The 22,792-nt window shown below is 61.3% G+C and carries 20 protein-coding genes; 13 read left to right on the forward strand and 7 right to left on the reverse strand.

Translation table 11 applies throughout. The features are described 5' to 3' along the window. Window positions 1-60: 60 nt before the first annotated feature. A complete protein-coding gene (locus ACPWMG_RS07855; RefSeq protein ID WP_483304091.1) occupies window positions 61-804 on the forward strand; it encodes a 16S rRNA pseudouridine(516) synthase in 744 nt (247 codons plus the stop codon). Window positions 805-813: 9 nt separating this feature from the next. On the opposite strand, the gene ACPWMG_RS07860 is transcribed toward ACPWMG_RS07855, so the two are convergent. Together ACPWMG_RS07860 and ACPWMG_RS07865 are read right to left on the reverse strand one after the other, a co-directional pair. Then, window positions 814-4,269 (reverse strand): response regulator, encoded by a 3,456-nt coding sequence (locus tag ACPWMG_RS07860; protein WP_483304092.1) that lies wholly within the window; start codon window positions 4,267-4,269, stop codon window positions 814-816. A gap of 48 nt (window positions 4,270-4,317) precedes the next feature. Further along, window positions 4,318-5,358, reverse strand: coding sequence for a GGDEF domain-containing protein (locus ACPWMG_RS07865; RefSeq protein ID WP_483304093.1), 1,041 nt, complete (start codon window positions 5,356-5,358; stop codon window positions 4,318-4,320). Between the two features lie 250 nt (window positions 5,359-5,608). Here ACPWMG_RS07865 and ACPWMG_RS07870 point away from each other — a divergent pair, with 250 nt between their 5' ends. After that, window positions 5,609-6,460 carry a MurR/RpiR family transcriptional regulator gene (locus tag ACPWMG_RS07870; protein WP_483304094.1) on the forward strand — a complete coding sequence of 284 codons (852 nt, stop codon included), beginning with the start codon at window positions 5,609-5,611 and terminating at the stop codon, window positions 6,458-6,460. Window position 6,461: 1 nt separating this feature from the next. On the opposite strand, the gene ACPWMG_RS07875 is transcribed toward ACPWMG_RS07870, so the two are convergent. The 3 genes from ACPWMG_RS07875 to ACPWMG_RS07885 form a co-directional block, all read right to left on the reverse strand. Beyond that, window positions 6,462-7,130 carry an aspartate/glutamate racemase family protein gene (locus tag ACPWMG_RS07875; protein ID WP_483304095.1) on the reverse strand — a complete coding sequence of 223 codons (669 nt, stop codon included), beginning with the start codon at window positions 7,128-7,130 and terminating at the stop codon, window positions 6,462-6,464. 25 nt (window positions 7,131-7,155) lie between these two features. Continuing rightward, a complete protein-coding gene (locus tag ACPWMG_RS07880) occupies window positions 7,156-7,965 on the reverse strand; it encodes a transporter substrate-binding domain-containing protein (RefSeq protein ID WP_483304096.1) in 810 nt (269 codons plus the stop codon). Window positions 7,966-8,237: 272 nt separating this feature from the next. Beyond that, a complete protein-coding gene (locus ACPWMG_RS07885; protein ID WP_483304097.1) occupies window positions 8,238-9,140 on the reverse strand; it encodes a LysR family transcriptional regulator in 903 nt (300 codons plus the stop codon). Window positions 9,141-9,220: 80 nt separating this feature from the next. Here ACPWMG_RS07885 and ACPWMG_RS07890 point away from each other — a divergent pair, with 80 nt between their 5' ends. The 11 genes from ACPWMG_RS07890 to ntrC all read left to right on the forward strand — a co-directional run bounded on the left by ACPWMG_RS07890 (window position 9,221) and on the right by ntrC (window position 20,763). Continuing rightward, window positions 9,221-10,192, forward strand: a complete 972-nt coding sequence (locus tag ACPWMG_RS07890; protein WP_483304098.1) for a Bug family tripartite tricarboxylate transporter substrate binding protein — start codon at window positions 9,221-9,223, stop codon at window positions 10,190-10,192. A 29-nt stretch (window positions 10,193-10,221) separates the two neighbouring features. Beyond that, window positions 10,222-11,022, forward strand: coding sequence for a substrate-binding domain-containing protein (locus ACPWMG_RS07895; RefSeq protein WP_483304099.1), 801 nt, complete (start codon window positions 10,222-10,224; stop codon window positions 11,020-11,022). A gap of 99 nt (window positions 11,023-11,121) precedes the next feature. Then, window positions 11,122-12,117, forward strand: a complete 996-nt coding sequence (locus tag ACPWMG_RS07900) for a YncE family protein (RefSeq protein WP_483305202.1) — start codon at window positions 11,122-11,124, stop codon at window positions 12,115-12,117. A 15-nt stretch (window positions 12,118-12,132) separates the two neighbouring features. After that, entirely contained in the window at window positions 12,133-12,966 is an 834-nt protein-coding gene (locus ACPWMG_RS07905) for a polysaccharide deacetylase family protein (protein ID WP_483304100.1), read from the forward strand. 24 nt (window positions 12,967-12,990) lie between these two features. Further along, window positions 12,991-13,959 carry a sterol desaturase family protein gene (locus tag ACPWMG_RS07910; RefSeq protein WP_483304101.1) on the forward strand — a complete coding sequence of 323 codons (969 nt, stop codon included), beginning with the start codon at window positions 12,991-12,993 and terminating at the stop codon, window positions 13,957-13,959. A 92-nt stretch (window positions 13,960-14,051) separates the two neighbouring features. Continuing rightward, window positions 14,052-14,963: an EI24 domain-containing protein gene (locus ACPWMG_RS07915; protein WP_483304102.1), complete on the forward strand. Its 912-nt coding sequence runs from the start codon at window positions 14,052-14,054 to the stop codon at window positions 14,961-14,963. A gap of 4 nt (window positions 14,964-14,967) precedes the next feature. After that, window positions 14,968-15,798, forward strand: coding sequence for a competence/damage-inducible protein A (locus tag ACPWMG_RS07920; RefSeq protein WP_483305203.1), 831 nt, complete (start codon window positions 14,968-14,970; stop codon window positions 15,796-15,798). Window positions 15,799-16,024: 226 nt separating this feature from the next. Beyond that, window positions 16,025-17,440: a type I glutamate--ammonia ligase gene (gene glnA, locus ACPWMG_RS07925; protein WP_483304103.1), complete on the forward strand. Its 1,416-nt coding sequence runs from the start codon at window positions 16,025-16,027 to the stop codon at window positions 17,438-17,440. Window positions 17,441-17,563: 123 nt separating this feature from the next. Next, window positions 17,564-18,067, forward strand: coding sequence for a hypothetical protein (locus tag ACPWMG_RS07930; RefSeq protein WP_483304104.1), 504 nt, complete (start codon window positions 17,564-17,566; stop codon window positions 18,065-18,067). Window positions 18,068-18,117: 50 nt separating this feature from the next. Next, on the forward strand, window positions 18,118-19,143 hold the full coding sequence (glnL, locus tag ACPWMG_RS07935; protein ID WP_483305204.1) for a nitrogen regulation protein NR(II): 1,026 nt from the start codon (window positions 18,118-18,120) through the stop codon (window positions 19,141-19,143). Window positions 19,144-19,182: 39 nt separating this feature from the next. Then, a complete protein-coding gene (gene ntrC / locus ACPWMG_RS07940) occupies window positions 19,183-20,763 on the forward strand; it encodes a nitrogen regulation protein NR(I) (RefSeq protein ID WP_483304105.1) in 1,581 nt (526 codons plus the stop codon). An 87-nt stretch (window positions 20,764-20,850) separates the two neighbouring features. Here ntrC and ACPWMG_RS07945 read toward each other — a convergent pair whose 3' ends face one another. Together ACPWMG_RS07945 and ACPWMG_RS07950 are read right to left on the reverse strand one after the other, a co-directional pair. Beyond that, window positions 20,851-21,780: an SMP-30/gluconolactonase/LRE family protein gene (locus ACPWMG_RS07945; protein WP_483304106.1), complete on the reverse strand. Its 930-nt coding sequence runs from the start codon at window positions 21,778-21,780 to the stop codon at window positions 20,851-20,853. Window positions 21,781-21,811: 31 nt separating this feature from the next. Continuing rightward, window positions 21,812-22,786 carry an ABC transporter permease gene (locus ACPWMG_RS07950; protein ID WP_483304107.1) on the reverse strand — a complete coding sequence of 325 codons (975 nt, stop codon included), beginning with the start codon at window positions 22,784-22,786 and terminating at the stop codon, window positions 21,812-21,814. Window positions 22,787-22,792: the final 6 nt, after the last annotated feature.

Here is a 22,792-nt window from a genome sequence, read left to right on the forward strand (position 1 = left end):
ACGTGTGACAAATGCCCGCTTTTTCGGGGTTGCCGCACGCGTGTTTGAGATACTCGGGCCATGCAATTGCAAGACATTCTTTATTCCCAAGGTTTCGGCACGCGCCGGGTATGTGCTGGCCTGGTACAGCAGGGCTTGGTCGAGGTTTACACATCAAATGACGCTGAACCGCCCGTGTTGATCACGGAGTCAGCTATGGATTTTGAAGAGGAAGGCCTGCGTTTTCGGGTGCAGGGTGTGGATTGGGCGTACCACCGCCTGGGCTACGTCATGCTGCATAAGCCGGCTGGCACCGAGTGCTCGCAAAAACCTTCGACCTATCCGAGCATTTACACCTTGTTGCCCGCGCCTTTGCGCCAGCGCCCACAGAAAAGTGCGGTGCAAGGTGTGCAGGCCGTGGGGCGCCTGGACCAGGACACTACCGGCCTGCTGTTGCTGAGTGACGACGGCCAGTTCATCCACCGCATGAGCTCGCCCAAGAAACATGTGCCCAAGGTGTACGAAGTGACCACCAAGCACCCGCTGGACGAAAAGCAGGTGAGCCGTTTGCTGGCTGGCGTGGTGCTGGATGACGATCCAAAGCCTGTGCGCGCGGCGGCATGTGAAGCCGTGTCATCGCATCACCTCAAACTGACCTTGACCGAAGGCAAATACCACCAGGTCAAACGCATGCTCGCTGCTGTGGGCAACCGCGTCGAAGGACTGCACCGTTCCAAGATCGGGCAGTTGGTGTTGCCAGATGATTTGCTGCCCGGGCAGTGGCGCTGGTTGACGGCGGAAGACCTGGCGGGGCTTAAACCCTAGCTTTTGGCCTTACGCCACATCGGACATCGCAGAGCGCAACGTGTCCAATGCCACATTGAAGTCGTAGTTGCTGACGGCCCGGTGAATCGTGTTGTAGGCGGGCCCGAGTCCCTGCTGCAAGGTGGCGGCGTGTTGGTTCAGCAGGTCGACCACCTGGGCGTCGTCGTCGGCCAGTAAGGCCTGCAGTTGTTGGTAGAGCTGCTGCAGTTGTTCGGGCGGCAGCGTCCGCTCGCTAGCGGCGATGGCGGCTTCTGCTGCGGCCGTTGCGACTTCTGCGTTGTCGCTGGTCAAAGCTTGATGCAGGGCTTCAACCAGTGGCGTCAGGTGGCCGTTTAATTTTTCCTGCAATAGTGTGAGTGCACCAAGGTCGTGGCCTCGGTGTATGGCGTTCTCCAATACGTTGGCGGCTTCTTGCACACCGCTGGCGCCAATTTGCCCGGACACGCCTCTGAGGGTGTGGGCCAGGCGCTCGGCGGTGGCGCGGTCGTTCGCGGCCAGCGCTTGTGCAATGCGTGCGGGCACATCGTTTTGGCCGCTCAGAAATTGATGCAACAGGCGCTGGTACAGCGGCTGGTTGCCCATGACGCGCTGCAGGCCCAGCGTGGTGTTGAGCCCGGGGATGCGTGGCAGCCCTCTGGGGGCTGCCGGCATGGGGTCCATGGGGTCTCCTGCAATAGGTATTGCGGAGGCCGCCGCGGCCTGGGAGCGCCTCTCGGGCAACCACTGGGCCAAGGTGCGCCACAGGCTATCGGGGTCAATGGGCTTGGCCACAAAATCCTGCATGCCTGCGGCCAGGCAGCGTTGCCGGTCTTCAGGACGGGCGTTGGCGGTCATGGCCAGAATGGGGAGTTGTTGCAGACGCACATCTTGGCGCAGCAGTTGGGTGGCGGTGATGCCGTCCATGACGGGCATCTGCATGTCCATCAGCACAAGGTCATAGTCTGTGGTGGTGGGCGCTGCAGTTGCTGAAGGTGCCAGCAGGCTGCGGCGCACCATGTCCACGGCAATTTGCCCGTCGTCGGCCACGTCGACCACAAAGCCGGCTTCTTGCAGCAGTTCGCGCCCCACTTGCTGGTTGAGTTCGTTGTCGTCCACCAGCAGAATGCGCGCGCCGCGCACTGGGGCGAGTGCTTGTTGTGCCGAGGCATTGCGCTCGGGCGAGGTGGTGATGCGGGTGACGGTATTTTGTCGCCCCAGCACGTTCATCATGGTGTTGAAAAGCACCGAGGCGGTGACGGGTTTGCTCATGGTGTCGCTGATGCCCACAGACAACGCGCTGCGGCGCACATCGTCTCGGCCATAGGCCGACACCACGGCCATCTGCGGTTGCATTTGCAGGGGCAGGGCCTGGATGCGCTGAGCCGTTTCAATGCCGTCCATATGGGGCATTTGCCAGTCGAGCAGCACCACGTCAAACGCATGCCCGTCGGCTGCCGCCTCGCGCACGGCGGCAATCGCCGCGGGCCCGGAATGCACGGCCTTGGCCGCGAAGTGCATGGCGTTGAGCATCTCGGTCAGCACGTGGGCGGCATTGTCGTTGTCGTCGACCACCAACACGCGCCGCCCACGCACGTCGATGGCGGGTTTGACGACGGGCGGGCTCACCGGGCTGAGCCCCAAGCGTGCAGTAAACCAGAACGTGGAGCCTTGCCCCGGCACGCTGGAGACGCCCACATCGCCGCCCATCAACTGGCTGAGCTTCTTGCTGATGGCCAGGCCCAGTCCGGTGCCGCCGTACTGGCGCGTGGTGGAGTTATCGGCTTGGCTGAAGCTTTGGAACAGGCGGCCCATTTGCTCAGCGGTCAAGCCGATGCCGGTGTCGCGCACTTCAAAACGCATCAGTAATTCTTGGCCCAGTTGCTCTTGCAAGCGCACCACAATCACTACTTCGCCGCTTTCGGTGAACTTGATCGCGTTGTTGGCGTAGTTGATCAGGATCTGTCCCAGGCGCAATGGGTCGCCCAGCAGGGTGGTGGGCAAGTTGGCGGCGACGTCGCAAATCAGTTCCAGTCCTTTGATGTTGGCCTTGTCGGCGATCACATTGACCACGTTCTCCAGCACCTTGTCGAGGGTGAAGGGAATCAACTCGACTTCGAGCTTGCCCGCTTCTACTTTGGAGAAGTCGAGGATGTCGTTCAAGATGCCCAGCAGGTGCTGGCCCGACTGCTGGATCTTGTTCAGGTAGTCGCGTTGGCGTGGCTGCAGGTCGGTCTTCAGGGCCAGGAAGGACAGGCCGATGATGGCGTTCATGGGCGTGCGGATTTCGTGGCTCATGTTGGCCAGGAAATCGCTCTTGGCCTGGTTGGCCTCTTCGGCCAAGCGGCGCGCATCGCGCAGTGTTTGCTGGTACTCGTGCTCGGCTTCCAGATTGCGCATGTGGGCGGCAAACAGCCGCACGCCCGGTTCGATCTGCGGCATTTCGGCCAGCGCCAAGGCCAAGGGAAAGGTGTGGCCGTTGCCCCTTTGGCCCTGCAGCACGCGCTCTACGCCGTTGAGGCTGGTGTTGTTGGGGTCTAGTAAATTTTCTGGCAAAGCGCCTGGGATGAGCATCGTGAGCGGCTGGCCAATGACTTGGGCGCGAACGTAACCAAACAAGCGTTCGGTGGCACCATTGAAGTTGCGCACCAAGCCATCGCCGGTCACCACCAGCAAAGCGCTGGGCGAAAACTCCAGAATGCTGCGATAGTAGGTTTCAGTGAGCTGTAGTTTTTCGGCGGCTTGGCGCCGGTCGGTCACGTCACGTGCAAAAAACAGCAAACGCCATCCGCCCACAGTGGGAGTGCGTTGCATGGAAAACTCAAGAAAAAACTCTTCGCCCGATGCGCGTTGCGCCTGCATGTCGCCGCTGCGGCCTTTCTCGCCTTCATCACCGGCTTGGTGGTACAGCGCCAAGCGTGCACGCCAGATGCTGCGCATGCGCTCGGGAACGATCAGCTCTGTGAGTGTGCGGCCCTGCGCCGCTTCGGCGGTGTAGCCCAGCACCAACGTGGCCTGCGGATTCCAGTAGTCCACCAGGCCTTGGGTATTGAGGCCGATGACCATGTCGGGCGCCTGATCAAGCACCTCGCGAAACTCTTGTTCGCGCTGCTGCAGGCGTTGCTGCGCGACGTGTGCCGCAGAGTGGTCTTCGATGATTTCAAACAATTCGCCCGCCGAGCCCGCCGACATGAGGGTGCGTTGCACCGGCAGGCGCTGGCCATCGGCACGCACCAGTTCACAGTCGTAGACCACGGGGCTGCTGCTTTGGCGCGCGGCTTGCTCCTGCTGCACGGCCAAGGCGCGCGCCGATGGCACGAAGATACCGGCTTCGGTCGAGTCTTTGCCCAACACGGTGGCGGCCATGCGCTGGCTGAGTGCTTCCCATGCGGGCGACACATGCACGATGCAGCCTTCTGCATCCCGGCTCAGGTGTGCCAAAGGGAGCGACTGCAGTACCGTCAATGGGGTGAAAGCGGGCGGTGTCACGGTTTATTTGCACCAGGTGGCGCGGTCAAGGGCGGTGGGGTGTTGGTGTCAAGCTGAAAGGTGGATTTGAGCTTTGGCTGTCTTGTCGATGGCATCCAGCGCTTGCAGCGCACGGCCAAAAAATGGAGTCCAGCTTTCACCGGGTTGAGGGCTGGCTCCCACGGCGCTGATGGTGAGTGTGGCGATCTGCCCATGGGGTGTTGGTAAAATGATTTCTTCTATGGCGCTGGCCAGGCGCTCGGCCAGCAAAATGGCGTCGTCGTCATTGGCGCCTTTTTGCAGCACGGCAAAGTAGCTATCGGCCACGCGAGCCAGGGGTTGGGTTTCGAGCGACAGGATTTTCTGCATGGTGCTGGCGGTCAGCAGCAGGGCATTGCTGGCGAATACGTGCCCGAGCAGCGCGCGTTGTGCCTCCAGACCATCCACCCGCAGCAGGGTCAGCGCCACAGCCCCCTGGGCCATCAGCGGTGGCGCAATGTCATTCAGATGTTTGCGTGTGAAGGCGCCGCTCTCGGGGTCCATGGTGGAGACCTGGCGCAGCGTGGTGTAGGCGGCTTCCAAGCGATCGAGCAATCGGTCGCGCTCTTCTTCCACCAGCAGGCGTTGAATCTCGGTGGTGGAGCGGTTGGCGAACACCTTGATCACGTCCAGCATGCGGGGTTCGGGCTGCACCGGGCGTACAGAGTACACCGACAGATGGCCGATGATGCCCAGCGTGCTGTCGATCAACGGAATGCCGATGAAGCTCTCCAGCCCGTTGTCTTTTTCGGCGGCAAAGTCACGTTGCACACCGGCAGGCACGATGTGCCCTTGGCCGTCGTAGAGCAACTCGCATGGTGTGCCTTCCAGGTCGAATTCTTCAGGCACGCGCAAGGCTGTCGTGGCGCATTGCGACAGCACTTTGACGCGGGTGGTGGGGGTGTTCTTGGCGCGGGTGACAAAAGCCAATTCGGCACCAAAAACATCGACCAATGTGGCGCAGAGCTTGCTAAAGAAATCGTCACCAATGTGTTGCGAGGTGACCTGCGCAAGACGCACCATCAACTGGTCGTGGTCATGGTAGAGAGCCGGGGCTGTGGCGGTGGTCATGACGCGATCTCCTGTGGATGGGGCATTCAAAGGCAATCACGGCGTGCGCATGAAAGCGCGACAGTGAGGTGAGTGAACCGCTGTGGAAACCATCCATTTCTACTCGCTCGTTTGCGACGAGCCAGCAAGGTTTGCCGCCGGTGTGATTTGATTATTGAGGCGTTGCCGAAAATTGTAAACACGCGTGGACTTCACAGAGAATGCAAGTCCTGAGATGACGACTTGCCCCTAGTTTGAACGGATGTGTGACTTGTCGACCAAACCAAATAGTTCCTTTGTCGGGCATGTGCGCCAACTGCTCAACACCCTGTCACCCACCGAGCGAAAGCTGGGTGAATTTGTTTTGGACTATCCGGGCGACCTGGCCACCTACACAGCCTCTGAGTTGGCCGCTTTGGTCGGGGTGTCGAATGCCACAGTGACACGCTTCATTCAAAGGTTGGGGTACGAGAACTACGAAGACGCAAGACGCCAAGCGCGCGAAGAGCGCAACAGCGGCTCGCCATTGTTTTTATCAGCGCCTGGCAACAAAGGTGTGGAAGGCTCCGTCGCCTCGCACATCGTGCAGGCGCAAGACAACATCGTCGCCACCTTCAACCACATCTCGGCTGAGCTGGTGGATGAAATTGCGCACGCAGTGGCCACGGCGGGCAACGTATGGTTCATGGGCTACCGCAGCAACCGCAACTTGGCCGCTTACCTGCGCTGGCAACTGGTGCAGATGTTGCCGCGCACGCATTTGATTCCCGGCCCTGGTGAGACCGTAGGCGAGTATGCCGTGGACATGGGCCCTGCCGATGTGGTGGTGGTTTTTGCCTTGCGGCGCAGCGTGCCCATGGCCGCCAAATTTGCCACCGCGGCCACACAGGCCGGTGCCAAAGTGGTCTACATCACCGACCATTTTTCCAAGACCGCCGTGCCTGCGAAGTGGCTGGTGCGTTGCCATACTCAGGCGCCAGGTCCGCTGGACAACCATACTTCGGTGATGCTGCTGTGCCATCTGCTGGCCACGCGGGTGATGCACCACGCAGGCACCAAAGGCCGCCGCCGCATGGCCAGCATCGAGACGCTGCACGACGGGTTGATCGAACTGCGCGAGTGAATTAAGCGTTTTGAGCCGGCTGTAGAGCGTTTAACAATCGACTCACCGCCGACGGAATGGGCGCAATGATGGGCGCTTCGAGTTGTTGCTGTATCTCAATGGCGGCTTGGCCGAGTGGGCCGCCGCCAATCACCACAGCCTCTGCGCCGTCGACTTCAAGGCAGAGGCGCGCGGCATCCGTCAAGGTTTGCAAAAGTTTTGCGGGGTCGGCGGCCAGCGCACGCGGTTCGTCTTCGGTCAGGCGTATACCGGTGTAAAGCGGCGCTAGCTGCAGCCGGTTGATGTCTGCCTGAATCAATTCGGCCAAGGCCGGCGTGACGGTGGCCACACCGAAGCGTCGTCCACCGGCCGCGCCATCCAGCAACGACGACTCACAAATCCCCACCACCGGCACCTTGGCGGTGGCGCGCACCCGCACCATGCCGGGGTCGCCAAAGGCGCTGATGATCACGCCGTCCCACGCTTTTTCGGCATTGGCTTGCAGCCAGTTGCGTTCGACCTCCAACACGGCGTCTCGCATCTCGGCTTCGTTCACGATCATCGGCACGCCGGTTTGCGCGGTGATGCCGGTAACCGTGAAGCCTGGCGGAAAACAGGCTTGCGCAATGTCCACCATCATTTGTGTGGTGGTGGCGTTGGTGTTGGGGTTGATGAGCAGGATGTTGGGCATGGGGTAACGTAAGGACTCGTCGAGTTCAGAGTGGCAAATCACCGGCGGCACGGCCCAGCCACTTGGTCGAAAGCTTGTCGATCTCGCCGTTCTTCTTCGCCTCCAGAATGATCTCGTTCAGCCGGTTCTTCAACGCCACTTCGCCCTTGTTCACACCCATGTAGTTCGGGCTTTCTTTCAGCAGCAGTTTGTATTCCATGTTCAGCTTGGGGTTCTGCTGCATGATCACGCCGCCTTCGGCTGCACTGGTGGCAATGGTCTGCACCTGGCCGCTGACAAAGGCCGAAACCGTGCCCACGTGGTCTTCAAAGCGGCGCACCTCCACCTTGGGCGAAATCTGCTTGGCGAGCTCGGTATCGGCCATGGCGCCGCGCGTGACCGAGATCGATTTGCCATCCAGGTCGGCATAGGTTTTGATGTTCATCGCCTTGGGCGCAAACACCGCCTGGAAAAACGGCGAGTACGAGTGGGTGAAGTCGACCACCTGTTCGCGCTCGGGCGTTTTGCCCAGCGTGGAGATCACGATGTCGGCCTTCTGCGTTTGCAGATAGGGCACGCGGTTGGCGCTGACCACGGGCACCAGTTCAAGTGTGGCGCCCAGCTTGGCGGCCACGTAGTTGGCCATGTCGATGTCCAGGCCCTGAGGCTTCATATCGGTGCCGACAAAACCGTAAGGCGCGTAGTCTGTGGGAATGGCGATGCGCACTTTTTTCGACTTGGTGATTTCGTCGAGCTTGTTTTGCGCATGGGCGCTGGCGCCGGCGAACACGGCCAGTGTTGCGAGGCTGAAGGCGATGCGACGTGTGAAAGTGTGCGTGGTGTGGCGAACGGTCATGGCAGAACTCCTTGGGTTGCGGGTTGGTTAAATAAATTTCCTATTTGAAAAATAGAAAATTTATTTTCAGTTTCTTCCGCAAAGCTATATCCGTGCCAGACCGAGATGGTGGTGGGTGGTTTGGGGCGTGTTCAGAGGAGAAAGTGCCCCCGTAGCGCCGGTAAAAGAGGTCGCAAGGAGCGCGCCAGAAGAACCGAACGCCGTGTGCTTGTGCCCCCAACCGGGGCTTTAACCGCCCATTTTGGGGAGCGGTGCCCGCGAGTTAAGCGTGCCTAGCGCTTGCCGAGCACCGGCTTTTGCAGCATGCCGTACAACGCCGCCGCCAGCGGTTGCAACGGCCGGTCTTTGCGCTTGATCAGCCCCAGCATGCGCTGCACTTCGGGCTCTACCAAGGCCACCCCTTTGAGGGTGGGGTGGCTGCTGGAGAGCGCCAGGCTGGGCAGCGCCGCCACACCCAGGCCGGCTTCTACCAAGCCAATGGCGCCCGTCACGTGGTTGGCCTCGTAAAACGCCACCGGGCGTTGGGCCAAGTGGGCGAGGGCGTTGTCCAGCAGCAAGCGGTTGCCGCTTTGGCGTGACACGGCCACCATTTTTTCGTCGGCCAGTTCGGCCCAGCGCACGCTGCGGCGTTTGGCCCAACGGTGGGTGCGCGGTAGCACCAGCACATAGGTTTCAGGGGCTACGGCTTCGAAGTGGATGTCGGGCTCCTGGGCGCCCACAAAGTTCAGGCCGAAGTCGGCCTCGCCCGACAACACACTGGCCAGCGCGGTGTTGGCGCTTTCATCGATTACGCGCAGGCGCACGCTGGGGTACTGGGTCGCAAAGCGCTGCAATACATCGGGCAACCAATGGTGCGCGACGGACGGCACACACGCCACGGTGATCAGGCCACGGCGTTGCTGTGCGTTGTCGGACAGGCGCAGCACGGCGTTTTCCAGGCCGTCGAGGGTGCTGCGGGCTTGCTCCAGAAACGGCCGGCCAACGTTGGTCAGCGATACCTGGCGCGTGGTGCGGTCGAACAGGCGCGCGCCCAACGCGCTCTCCAGTTTGTCGATGCGCCGGCTTAACGCAGGCTGCGAAATGCACAGCACTTCGGCAGCGGCGCGAAAGCTCGATTTATCGGCCACGGCCACAAAAGCCTGTAGATCTTCCAGTCCGAAATTGATTTGTGCCATGCATCAATCGATCACAAAGTTGCAATATACAGAGGGTAATGCATTGCCTACGATGCGGCACCTATTCGAACGGAGACAAGATGAAAACGACACTTACGCGCTTGGCGACTGCCATGGTGCTGGGCACCGCTGCACTTTCCGCCATGGCCGCCACGGGGGATGCCTGGCCCACCAAGCCGATCAGATTCGTCGTGCCTTTTGGCCCCGGTGGCGCCAACGACTTGGTGGCACGCGCCGTGGCGGAGGCCGCATCCAAACAACTGGGCCAACCCATCATTGTGGAAAACAAACCCGGCGCGGGCTCGGTGCTGGGGGCCGACATCGTCGCCAAGTCGGCGCCCGATGGCTACACGTTTTTGACGCCCGCCGCCGGTGTGGTCACCAACGCCATGATCCGCGCCAAGATGCCCTACAAGGAAGACGACCTGGTGCCGGTGGCGATGATGGCCGTGAGCCCGTCGGTGATCGTGGTGCCGGTGGATTCACCCATCAAGGACTTGAAGGGTTTTGTGGCCGCTTCAAAAGCCGGCGTGGGGCTGAACTTCTCGACCGCCGGCACCGGCAGCACACCGCACTTTGTGGCCGAGATGCTGAAGTCCAAGTCGGGCGCCAAGCTGCAAGTTGTGCCCTACAAGAGTGGCTCTGAAGGCATGGTGGCCGTCATCGGCAAACAGGTCGATGCCACCTCCGAGGCCAGTGTGGTGGTGTTGCCGCAGATCAATGGCGGCAAGCTGCGCGCCATCGCCTCCACCTGGAACCGCCGCATCGCCGCGCTGCCCGATCTGCCGACCGCGCAAGAGCAGGGCTTTCCCAACGTGTTCATCGGCCACTGGTCGGGTGTGTTTGCGCCGCGCGGCACGCCGGTGGAGATTCTGGACAAGATGAACAAGGCGGTGGACACCGCGCTGAAGTCGCCCGAGTTGCGCGCGCGGCTCATTCCGCAAGGCATTGACCCGGTGGGTGGCACGCGTGATGACTTTGTGAAGTTTCTCGCGGGCGAGAAGGCTCGCTTGGGCGCTATCGCCAAAGCGGCGGACATGAAGGAAGACTGAGTTTTTAGAACAAGAACAGGAGACAAAAAATGCATTCCATTCATAACACCCTGCGCAAGTTTTCTCGGCGCGTGGCATTGGCCGCTGGTCTGCTGCTGTGCATCAGCCAGGCGAGCACGGCGGCGGACATTAACGTCATCAGCTCCGGCGGCTTTACGGCGGCGTACCAGCAACTGGTGCCGCTGTACGAGCAGGCTAGCCAGCACAAGGTGGTGACAGCCTACGGCGCGTCCATCGGCAACGCGCCGGATTCCATCCCCAGCCGGCTGGCACGCGGCGAGCGGTTTGACATCGTGATCTTGGCCGACTCGGCGTTGGATGACCTGATCAAGCAGGGGAAGGTTGAGCCGGGTAGCCGCGTGGACCTGGCGCGCTCCATCATCGGCATGTCGGTGCGCAAGGGCACACCCAAGCCAGACATCAGCACCGTGGCCGCGTTGCGCCAAACGCTGCTGGATGCCAAGTCCATCGCTTACTCGGCCAGCGCCAGTGGCACCTACTTGTCGACCGAGCTGTTCCAGCGCCTGGGCGTGGCCGAGCAGATGAAGGACAAGGCGAAGAAAATTATGAGCGAGCGTGTGGGTGCAGTGGTGGAGCGGGGCGATGCCGAAATCGGCTTCCAGCAAGTGAGCGAGCTGCTGCCGTTCAAGAACCTCGACTTTGTCGGCCCGATACCGCAGGAAGTGCAGCAAACGATCTTTTTCTCGGCCGGGGTGATGGTCGGCGCCAAAGAGCCCGAGGCGGCGCGGCATCTGATTCGCTACCTGGCTTCGCCAGCGGCGGCGGCCACGGTGCGCCGCACGGGCATGGACCCGGTGGCGGTTCCCTAACGAGCCCATAAGTTGTTACACGATGGCCAGGGTCGACGCGGATACACTTGAAGATTGTCTCCAACCCTGGTGTTCCGCGTGAAGTTTTCTGTTCGTTTGATGGCCAAAATGGCTGGCGTGGCCACAACCACGATGTTCGCCGCAACTGCGTTCTTGGCCTTGCCGGCTGCTGCTGCAGAGCAAAAATTGACACATCCGCTGTTTGTGCTGAACTCGCTCGACGCCGACGTCAGCGTGATCGACCCGAACACCTGGACCGAGACCACGCGCATCCCCACGGGTAAAGAGCCGCACCATCTTTACCTCACGCCCGATGAAAAGTCTCTGGTCATTGCCAACGCCCTAGCCGACTCGCTGACCTTCATCGACCCGCGTACCGCCCAGGTGCAGCGCACGGTGCGCGGCATTGTCGACCCGTATCAATTGCGCTTCTCACCGGACATGAAGTGGTTCGTCACCGCCGCCAACCGGTTGAACCACATTGATATTTATCAATGGGACGGCGAAAACATCAAGCTCGTGAAACGCGTGGGCACCGGCAAAACGCCGAGCCACTTGTGGATCGACAGCAAGAGCAGCACGATTTATTCGACCATGCAGGACAGCGATGAGCTGGTGGCTATCGACATTGCCACGCAGACCATCAAATGGCGCACGCCCACCGGCTCGATGCCGGCCGACATTTTTGGCACGGCAGACGACAAGCAGTTGCTTGTCGGCCTGACCGGCAGCGACGCGGTCGAGGTGTACGACGTGTCCGGCAAGACGCCGCAACGCGTGCGCGTGATTCCTACCGGCCGTGGCGCTCACGCCTTCCGCGCGGCGGGCGACAAACGCCACGTCTACGTGAGCAACCGCGTGGCCAACACCATCAGCAAGATCGACCTGCAGAGTTTCCAGGTGGTGGCCAACTACCCGGCGCCAGGTGGCCCGGACTGTATGGACGTGTCGGCCGACGGCAAATACATTTTTGTGACCTCGCGCTGGGCCAAAAAGCTTACCGTGATCAACACCGAGACGCGCCAGGTGGAACGCCAGGTGAAGGTGGGCAAGTCGCCGCACGGTGTGTGGACGCTGGACCACGCGGCGCGCTAAACGGCTGCAGCGCTTATGTCTCGCGCTATCTTTAAAGTAGCGGCCTGCGCTTTGTCCTTGAGCACAGGAGCTGCTTTTGCCTCAGAGGTTTGCCAGAAACCTTTGTACCTGACGTTTGACACCGGCCACATGGCCATCGCGCCTTTGGTGGCCGAGGTGTTGAATCGCCAGCACGTCAAGGTCACCTTCTTCGCCGCCAACGAACGTACGCAAACCGGCGACGGCAGCCTGGGCAAAGACTGGGCGCCGTGGTGGAAGGCTCGTGCGGCCGAAGGCCATGCCTTCGCCTCGCATACCTTTGACCATGTGTACTGGCGCGGCGATGTAAAGCCTGAAGCCAAGGGCGAGCCGGCGCGCTTCAAGATGCGCCCGTCCGCTGGCCCGGACGAAGGCCGCGAACAGGTCTGGTCGGCCGCGCAGTACTGCGAAGAAATTGGCCGCTCTGAAAAACGTTTGCAAGAAATGACGGGCCAGCCGCCGCTGCCTTTGTTCCGTGCGCCGGGCGGCAAAACCTCGCCGCAACTGCTGGCCGCCGCCAAGGCTTGTGGCTACTCGCATGTGGGCTGGGCGCCCGCCGGCTTCTTGGGCGATGAACTGCCGAGCGAGGCTTACCCCAACGCGGCCTTGCTGCAAAAAGCGCTGCGCGACATCCGTTCCGGCGATATCTTGCTGGCGCACCTGGGCATCTGGTCGCGTAAAGACCCTTGGGCACCGGCGGTGCTGGAGCCGCTGATCGTTGGCTTGAAAGAGCGCGGCTTTTGCTTTGAAACCCTGCGCGAACACCCGGCTTACAGCGCCTGGATCAAGTCCCATCCTGTGGCGGCAGTGACCCCCGTCAAAGCAAAGTAATTTTGCTTCGTTGAGAATCAAAGCATGGATACGTTGACGGATTGGTTCGCGCTGGCGCAGCAATGGTTGTTTGAAACCGTGGTGCAGCCGCTGGTGTATGGCGTGGGTTTGGGCGGTTGGGTGGAAGACGCTTTTACCGGCACCGGCTGGCTGCTGGTGGGTTTGCTGCAAATCATCGTGCTGCTGGCCGTGATCGGGCCGCTACAGCGCTGGCGCCCGGTAGAGCCGGTGACCGACCGCCGCGCCATCCGTATCGACATGCTCTACACCGTGGTGCACCGCCTGGGCTTGTTCCGCGTGGCCTTGTTCTTGACGTTAGAGCCGGTGATGGACGACGTGTTCGGCTGGCTGCGCCTGAGCGGCATGAGCACCTTTCACCTCGACGGCATCTGGCCCGGCGTGACCGACACGGCCTGGGTCAGCTTCATCATCTATCTGCTGGCGTTCGACCTGCTGGAGTATGTGATCCACCGGGGCCAGCACCACTTCAACTGGTGGTGGTCTTTGCATGCGCTGCACCACTCGCAGCGCCAGATGACCATGTGGAGCGACAGCCGCAACCACCTGCTCGACGACGTGATCCACGACGTCATCGTGGTGGTGGTGGCGCAGTTGGTGGGCGTGGGCCCTGGCCAGTTCATCGCGTTGGTGGCGCTCACCCAGTTGAGCGAGAACCTGCACCACGCCAACCTGCGCGTGTGGTTTGGCCGGGTGGGCGAGCGCCTGTGGGTGAGCCCGCGCTTTCACCGCCTGCACCACAGTATCGGCATCGGCCACGAGTCGGCGGGCGCGAGCACGCTGGGCGGACACAACTTCGGCGTTTTGCTGCCCTGGTGGGACATGCTGTTTCGCACCGCCAACTTCGACCTGCGCTTTGACCCGACCGGTATCCGCGACCAGGTGGAGCCGGGGCCGCAGGGCGTGCGAGACTACGGCGAAGGCTTCTGGCGCCAGCAGTGGCTGGGGCTGACGCGTTTGTTCGGGCGCGGTTGACCTGCAGCACGGTTTGCGCTGGGGATTGCAAACCCGGTAAAGGTGTTTGACCAGACATCACGGTTTTGCACGGCTCGGGTTATGCTCGCGCCATGCGTTTGTTCCTCGACTCTTTTTGGCGCGCGGTCGGCTATTGCCTGCACCCGCGTGTGATTGCGTTGTCGCTGCTGCCGCTGTTGCTGATGGTGGCCTTGTCGACTGCGCTGGGCTACTTTTTCTGGGACATGTCGCTCGACCAGGTGCGCAGCCTGCTCGACTCGGCAGAATGGACCACCAAGCTGTGGGCCTGGCTGGAAGGCATGGGCATGGGCGCGCTGAAGGTCAGCTTGGCGCCGCTCATCGTCATCTTTACCATCACGCCGTTGATCGTCATCTTTTCGGTGCTGGTGGTGTCCATCATGATGGCGCCGGCCATGGTGCGCCTGGTGGCCGAACGGCGTTTTCCGCTGCTGGAGAAGAAGCGCGGCGGCACGTTTTTGGGCAGTGTGTGGTGGTCGCTCAGCTCCAGCTTGATCGCTCTGGTGGCCTTGCTGGTGTCGGTGCCGCTGTGGCTGGTGCCGCCGTTGATTTTGATTCTGCCGCCGCTGATCTGGGGCTGGCTCACCTACCGTGTGATGACTTATGACGTACTGGCCGAGCACGCCAGCCGAGCCGAGCGTTTGGCGCTGCTCAAACGGCACACTGGCGCGCTGTTGCTCATGGGGGTGATCAGCGGCTACCTGGGGGCGGCGCCCAGCCTGTTATGGGTTTCCGGTGCGCTGTTTGCGGCCGCCTTTGTGATCCTTGCACCCATGGCGATCTGGATTTACACGCTGGTGTTTGCGTTCTCGGCACTGTGGTACGCCCATTACGTGCTGGCGGCTTTGCAGGCCATGCGCCTGGAGCAGCCGGTCAACACGGTGAACCTCAACAGCCCGGCTTCCACGTTTTCTTCTCACGACAATTTAGGTGGCCTGCCACCGTTCTCCCATGCCAACGGACCGACCGACCCCCAAAACCACTGAAGCCATGGCGGAGGGTGCGCCGGCTTTTGCGCATCCACCCAAGTTTGGCTTGATCATCGTCGGCGACGAAATTCTCTCCGGCAAACGGGCCGACAAACATTTGCCCAAAACCATCGAGTTGCTGGGCGCGCGTGGCTTGCATCTGGACTGGGCGGAATACGTAGGCGATGCGCCCGAGCGCATCACCGCCACGCTGGCGCGTGCATTTGCCTCGGGTGACGTGGTGTTCTCCACGGGAGGCATCGGTGCCACTCCCGACGACCATACCCGCCAATGTGCGGCCAAGGCTTTGAACCGTCCGCTGGAACTCCACCCCGAAGCCAAGGCGCTGATCGTCGAACGTATGCGCGACACCGCACTAGAGCAGGGCGTACCCTTCGAGCCCGACCGGGCGGACAACGTGCACCGTCTCAACATGGGGGTGTTTCCGCAAGGCGCGCGCATCATCCCCAACCCCTACAACAAGATCCCCGGCTTCAGCGTGGGCCACGTGCACTTTGTGCCGGGCTTTCCGGTGATGGCCTGGCCGATGATGGCGTGGGTGCTCGACCACCATTACCCTGCGCTGTTTGCGCGCGACGCCTGGATCGAGAAGTCGATCGTGGTGTTTGGCGGCATGGAGGCCACGCTCACGCCGTTGATGGAATCCATAGAACAGAGTTACCCGCTGGTCAAAGTGTTCAGCCTGCCGAGTGTGGATCACCCGCAGCATGGCCGACACATCGAGCTGGGCGTTAAAGGCGCACCTGAAGTGGTGGCCTTGGCCTATCCGGCGCTGCTGGAAGGGCTACACAAATTCGATGTCAAGCTTGGCCCCGAATTGGTGCGAACTTAAAATGCACCAAATTGGATTTATTGGATGAATTGCACTATGTTGGTGCAAATACAAGGCAAACACCAGGGATGACCCGCAGGGCTTTTCCCGAGTGATGACAAATGACGGCAAATGCGCCAGCGTTGGCCGAAGTTTGGCGCAGTTTGTGGTGCACCGGTTTGGCATAAAAACTGCATTCCCGTGCACCGTGGTTTAATTTTCGCAACACCCCAACCAGGAGATTTTGATGGCAAAGACCGTCGCAGATGTGATGAAGATGGTGAAGGAAAGCGAAGTCAAGTTTGTTGACTTCCGCTTCACCGATACCCGCGGTAAGGAACAGCACGTGACGGTGCCGGTCTCGCATTTCGACGAAGACAAATTCTCTTCTGGCCACGCTTTCGACGGTTCTTCCATCGCCGGCTGGAAGGGCATTGAAGCTTCGGACATGCAACTGATGCCCGACCCGAACACCGCCAACATCGATCCTTTCTTCGAAGAAACGACGATGATCCTGACCTGTGACGTGATCGACCCTGCCGACGGCAAGGCTTACGAGCGCGATCCACGTTCCTTGGCCAAGCGCGCTGAAGCCTACATGAAGGCCTCCGGCCTGGGCGACACCGCTTACTTCGGACCAGAGCCAGAATTCTTCGTGTTCGACGGCGTGCGTTGGCAAACCGACATGTCCGGCTGCTTCGTGAAGATTGAATCCGAAGAAGCTGCCTGGAACACCGGCAAGGAATTCGAACACGGCAACACCGGCCACCGTCCAGCCGTCAAGGGTGGCTACTTCCCAGTGCCTCCAGTCGACAGCTTCCAGGACATGCGTTCTGAGATGTGCCTGATCCTGGAAAGCCTGGGCATTCCAGTCGAAGTGCACCACCACGAAGTGGCCAACGCCGGCCAAATGGAAATCGGTACCAAGTTCAGCACGCTGATTCAGCGCGCTGACTGGGTGCAACTGCAAAAGTACGTGATCCAGAACGTGGCCCATGCCTACGGCAAGACCGCTACCTTCATGCCTAAGCCTATCGTTGGCGACAACGGTTCCGGCATGCACGTGCACCAATCGGTCTGGAAAGACGGCAAGAACCTGTTCGCAGGCGACGGCTACGCTGGCCTGTCCGAGTTCGCGCTGTACTACATCGGCGGCATCATCAAGCACGCTCGCGCGCTGAACGCCATCACCAACCCTGGCACCAACAGCTACAAGCGTCTGGTTCCTGGCTTCGAAGCCCCTGTTAAGCTGGCTTACTCGGCCAAGAACCGCTCGGCTTCGATCCGTATTCCTTTCGTGGCGAACCCCAAGGGCCGTCGCGTGGAAGCACGTTTCCCAGATCCACTGATGAACCCTTACCTGGGCTTCTCGGCTCTGCTGATGGCTGGTCTGGACGGCGTGGAAAACAAGATCCATCCTGGCGAAGCCGCCAGCAAGGACCTGTACCACCTGCCTCCAGAGGAAGACAAGCTGATCCCAACCGTTTGCCACAGCTTGGACCAAGCTCTGGAAAACCTGGACAAGGACCGTGCGTTCTTGACCAAGGGCGGCGTGTTCACCGATGCCTACATCGACGCCTACATCGATCTGAAGATGCAAGAAGTCACGCGTTTCCGCATGGCCACCCATCCAGTCGAATTCGACATGTATTATTCGCTGTAATGGCACCTGCTCACCGCTGCAACTTCTGGCTGCCGTGGTGATCTCAAAAGGACGGCGCCCGCCGTCCTTTTTTGTTTGTGGTGCTGCTTCAGTTGAACTGCATCCCTGGTGTTTTTTATAAGCATGAAACCTGTTGTTGTTGCGTTTCTGGGTCTGACCCTCTCTATCTCTGCGCTGCCGGTGCTGGCGCAGGCCGTGTACCGTTGTGGCAACGAGTACACCAACGCCATCAAAGACGCCAAAGAGGCGCAAACCCGTGGCTGCAAGTTGGTCGAGGGCGGCAACGTCACCGTCATCCAAACGCCGCGCACGGGTGGCGGTGGGGCAGGGGCTGCGGCACCCGTGCGCGCTCCCAGTGCAGGGCAGCGCGTTGACAACGCTGACCAACGTGCACGTGATTCCGATGCGCGCATGATCCTGGAGTCCGAACTCAGGAAAGCCGAAACGCGGCGCAGCGAGTTGCTCAAGGAATACAACAACGGCGAACCCGACAAGCTGGGCCCTGAAACCCGCAACTACCAGAAGTATCTGGACCGCGTGGCCGAGCTCAAAGCCTCCATTGATCGCTCTGATGCTGAAATTGCCAGCCTGCAGCGCGAACTCTCCCGACTACCTCCCTCACGGTAAATTTGTTGAAGAAATCCGACCAACTCCATTTGCGTTTTCAGTCGTTCGACATGCTCGCCACCTTGGTGGCCGTGCTGCAGAGTGATGGTGTCGTGCTGTTTGCCAACGCGGCACTGGAAGATGTGGTCGGCCTGTCGCGTCGCACCATTGAAGGCACGCAGTTCCAGGACTGTTTTACCGAGCCGCATCTGCTGCAAAACGCGCTGGAGGGAGCGGGTAGCAACGAGTTCGCCGCCCTGCGTTACGACGCCTGGCTCAAGCGCCTGAGCCAGGACCCAATGCCGGTGCACGTGATCCTGGCGCAGACTGAGTTGCCCGGCCAGGTGGTGGTGGAGTTACTGCCACAAGAGCAGCAGGCCAAACAAGACCGCGAAGAGCGCCTCATCGACCAGGCGCAGGCCAACAAAGAGTTGATCCGCAACCTCGCGCATGAAATCAAAAACCCGTTGGGCGGCATTCGTGGCGCGGCGCAGTTGCTTGAAATGGAGATCGAGTCGCGCGAACTCATCGAGTACACGCAGGTCATCATCCACGAGGCCGACCGTCTGCAAAGCCTGGTCGACCGATTGCTGGCGCCGCACCGCCGTCCGCATGTGGTGGGCGACGTCAACATCCACGAAGTGTGTGAGCGTGTGCGTTCACTCATCATGGCGGAGTTTCCGCGCGGCCTGAAGGTGGTCCGCGATTACGACATCTCGGTGCCCGAGTTTCGCGGCGACCGCGAGCAGCTCATCCAGGCGGTGCTCAACATCACGCACAACGCCGCGCAGGCGCTGGTGGATCGCATTGAGGCGGGCGATGGCGAGATTGTTTTCCGCACACGTATTGCGCGCCAGGTGACCTTTGGCAAACAGCGTTATCGCTTGGCACTGGAATTGCATGTCATCGACAACGGTCCAGGAGTACCGCAATCGATCAAGGACCGTATCTTTTATCCGCTGGTGTCGGGTAGAGAGGGAGGCTCGGGGTTGGGGCTCACCCTAGCCCAGACCTTTGTGCAGCAGCACCACGGTTTGATCGAGTGTGAAAGTGTTCCTGGCCGCACGGACTTCAAGATATTGATACCACTGCCTTAGTCAATCGACGGGGCAGTACGACCCGAGGTGACAAAACACATGAAACCGATCTGGATAGTAGATGACGACCAGTCCATACGTTTCGTGCTGGAGAAAGCGCTGTTGCGCGAAGATCTGCCCACGCGCAGCTTTACCAATCCACGCGAGGTGTTGCAGGCGCTAGAGACTGCCACCGACGAAGACGGCCCGCAAATTCTGGTCAGCGACATTCGCATGCCCGGTGGCTCCGGTCTAGACCTGTTGAGCCAAGTCAAAGAGATGCATCCCGGCCTGCCGGTGATCATCATGACGGCGTTCTCTGATCTGGACAGCGCTGTCTCCGCGTTCCAGGGCGGCGCTTTTGAATACCTGCCCAAGCCATTCGACCTGCCCAAAGCGGTGGAGTTGATCCGCCGTGCGGTGGAAGAAAGCCAGCGCGAAGAAGTGGCCGAAGAACGCATGGCCGCTACGCCCGAAATGCTGGGCCAGGCGCCCGCCATGCAGGACGTGTTCCGTGCCATTGGCCGCTTGAGCCAAAGCAACGTCACGGTGATGATCACCGGTGAATCGGGCTCCGGCAAAGAACTGGTGGCGCGTGCGCTGCACAAACATTCGCCGCGTGCCAATGGCCCGTTTGTGGCTATCAACACGGCGGCTATTCCCAAAGACCTGCTCGAGTCTGAGCTCTTCGGCCATGAACGCGGTGCCTTCACCGGCGCGCAAACCATGCGCCGTGGCCGGTTTGAACAGGCCGATGGCGGCACCTTGTTCCTCGATGAAATTGGCGATATGCCGTTCGACCTGCAAACGCGTTTGCTGCGGGTGTTGAGCGATGGTCATTTCTACCGCGTGGGCGGGCACAACGCCGTGAAGGCGCAAGTGCGCGTGATTGCCGCTACCCACCAGAATCTGGAGCAACGCGTCAAAGACGGCGTGTTCCGCGAAGACTTGTTCCACCGCCTGAACGTGATCCGCCTGCGCCTCCCCGCGCTGCGCGAGCGTACGGAAGACGTGCCCATGCTCACGCGCCACTTCCTGCAGCAAAGCGCCAAGCAATTGGGGGTGGAGCCCAAGCGCATTTCCGATGCAGCACTCGCGCAACTGCAGCAGTTCACCTTTCCCGGCAACGTGCGCCAACTGGAAAACGTCTGCCACTGGCTGACGGTGATGGCACCCGCGCAAGTGATCGAGGCGAAAGATTTGCCACCAGAAGTGATGGGCCTGCCTGATGTGTTGGCCTCCAGCGCGCGTTTGGGCCATGTGCAATCGTCGCCTGCCGTGTTGAGTGGTGTGGGGTCGGCGTTGGACGGCTTGCCGCCCTCGGCGCCCGAAGCCGAGTTTGTCGGTGGTTTTGTGGGTGACGCGGGACATGAACGCGCACCCGTATCTCACGCGCCGGTTGCTGCCTCGGGTGTGGCGGGCGCCGCTTCGGGCTGGGAGCTCGGCCTGGAAGCCGAAGCGCTGGAGTTGCTGGCCAGCGACCGCAACGACGTGTGGGACGTGTTGTCGCGCCGCTTCGAGTCCAAGCTGATTCTCACAGCGCTGCACAACACACGCGGCCGCCGCATCGAGGCCGCGCAAAAGCTCGGCATTGGGCGCAACACCATCACGCGCAAGATTCAGGAGCTTGGCCTGGAGTAAGCTTTGGCGTCAGTGCTTTTTGCCCGCAGTGCACGCTGCGATTGCTTGAGGTGCTTTTAAAAAGATAGCATTTGAGGTTGGCTGCGTTCAGCGCGCAGGCCAACCCGCGCCCTGCGCGTTCAGATACACCGCGTACAGCGACGTGGTGGCGCAAATGAACAGGCGGTTGCGCTTGGGGCCGCCGAAACACACGTTGGCAGCGGCTTCGGGCAGCACAATCTTGCCGATCAATTCGCCCGCCGGGGTGTAGCAGTGCACGCCGTCGCCCGCGCTGCTCCACAGGTGGCCTCGGGTGTCGGCCCTGAAGCCGTCAAACAACCCGCTGTCGCAGGTGGCAAACACTTCGCCGCCGCGCAGGTTTTGCCCGTCGGCCGTGACTTCAAACCGCCGGATGTGGCGTGGCCCACCGGGAAGATGCGTGGCGCCGGTGTCGGCCACATACAGCAGGCGCTCGTCTGGCGAGAAGGCCAGGCCGTTGGGCTGCACAAAGCCATCGGCCAACTGGCGCAGGCTGCCATCGGGGGCGAGGCGATAGAGGTTGCGTGCGCCAATTTCTGAGGGCGCGGCGTCGCCCTCGTAGTCGCTGTCGATGCCGTAGCTCGGGTCGGTGAACCAGATGCTGCCGTCTGATTTCACGACCACGTCGTTGGGCGAGTTCAAGCGCCGCCCCTCAAAGTGCGACACCAGCACCGTGCGGCTGCCGTCGTGCTCGGTGCGCGAGACGCAGCGGCCCCGGTGTTCACACGACACCAGGCGGCCCTGCTGGTCGACGGTGTGGCCATTGGTGTTGAGCGCGGGTTGGCGAAACACGGACACCGAACCATCGGTTTCGTCCCAGCGCAGCATGCGGTCGTTCGGAATGTCTGACCACACCAGGTAGCGGCCAGCGGCAAACCACGCCGGTCCCTCGGCCCAGCGGCAGCCGGTGTAGAGGCGCTCCACATGCACATTGGGGAACACCAAGCCGCGAAAAGCGGGCGCCAAAACTTCGAAGCTGGGGGTGAGGGGGAGGTCCATTTCGTCTCCTGTTATTGCTTATGGACGGCGGTCAAACCGAATGGCTGCGGCCACGGCCATACACCAGCAGCATGGCGATGATTACCACGCCGTAGGTCACCTGCCGGCCCATCTCCGAGATTTGCACCACCGACAGAATCGACTGCAGCAGCGTGATCAGCACCACGCCAACCACGGTACCAAGGTAGTTGCCGCGCCCGCCCAGGATGTTGGTGCCACCCAGCACCACGGCGGCAATGGCGGGCAGTTGATAGGCGTCGCCCATGGCCTGGTAGGCCTTAGTTGAGTAGCCTGTAAGCAGCACACCGGCGGCGGCCGAGCACGCGCCAGCGATCACAAAGCACAGCAGGGTGACGCGGCGCGTGTCCACCCCCGACAGATAGGCCGCGCGCTCGCGGTTGCCGATGGCATAGACCGAGCGCCCGAGTGTGGTCCGGTGCAGCATGAACATGGTGGCGCCGCCCACCACCATCCATACCAGCAGCGCGTTGGGTAAGCCAAAGAACGAGCGGCCCGTGGCCAGCAAGTGCATGGCGGGCGTGGCGCGGTCTTGCGGGGCAAAGCCGCCGGTCTGCAGCACGATCAAGCCTTGCGCCACGGCATTGATGCCCAGCGTGAAGATCATCGACGGCACCCGCAGGTAGGCCACACCAATGCCGTTGGCCAAACCCAGCGCGGCGCCGCAAGCAATGCCAAAGGGAATGGCCAGCAGCGTGCCGGTCTCGCCCCACCAGCCGGCGGCTGCGGTGGACATCATGCCGCCCACGGTGACGACCCACGGCACCGAAAGGTCGATGCCGCCGAGCAAAATCACCAGCATGGCGCCGGTGGCAATCACCCCCAGGAACGACGCGATCTGCAACTGCAGCAGCAGGTATTCGGCGGACAGGAAATTCTTCGAATACAGGCTGCCCACCAGCAGTAGCGCCACGGTGCAGGCGGCGCCCGCCGCGATGGGCAGATGTTCCGAACGTTTGATGCGCAGGGCCAAGGTGGTCATGGTCATAAAGCG

The organism is Hydrophilobacter chitinilyticus (assembly GCF_049860745.1).
Classification (GTDB): Bacteria; Pseudomonadota; Gammaproteobacteria; order Burkholderiales; family Burkholderiaceae_C; genus Rhodoferax_B.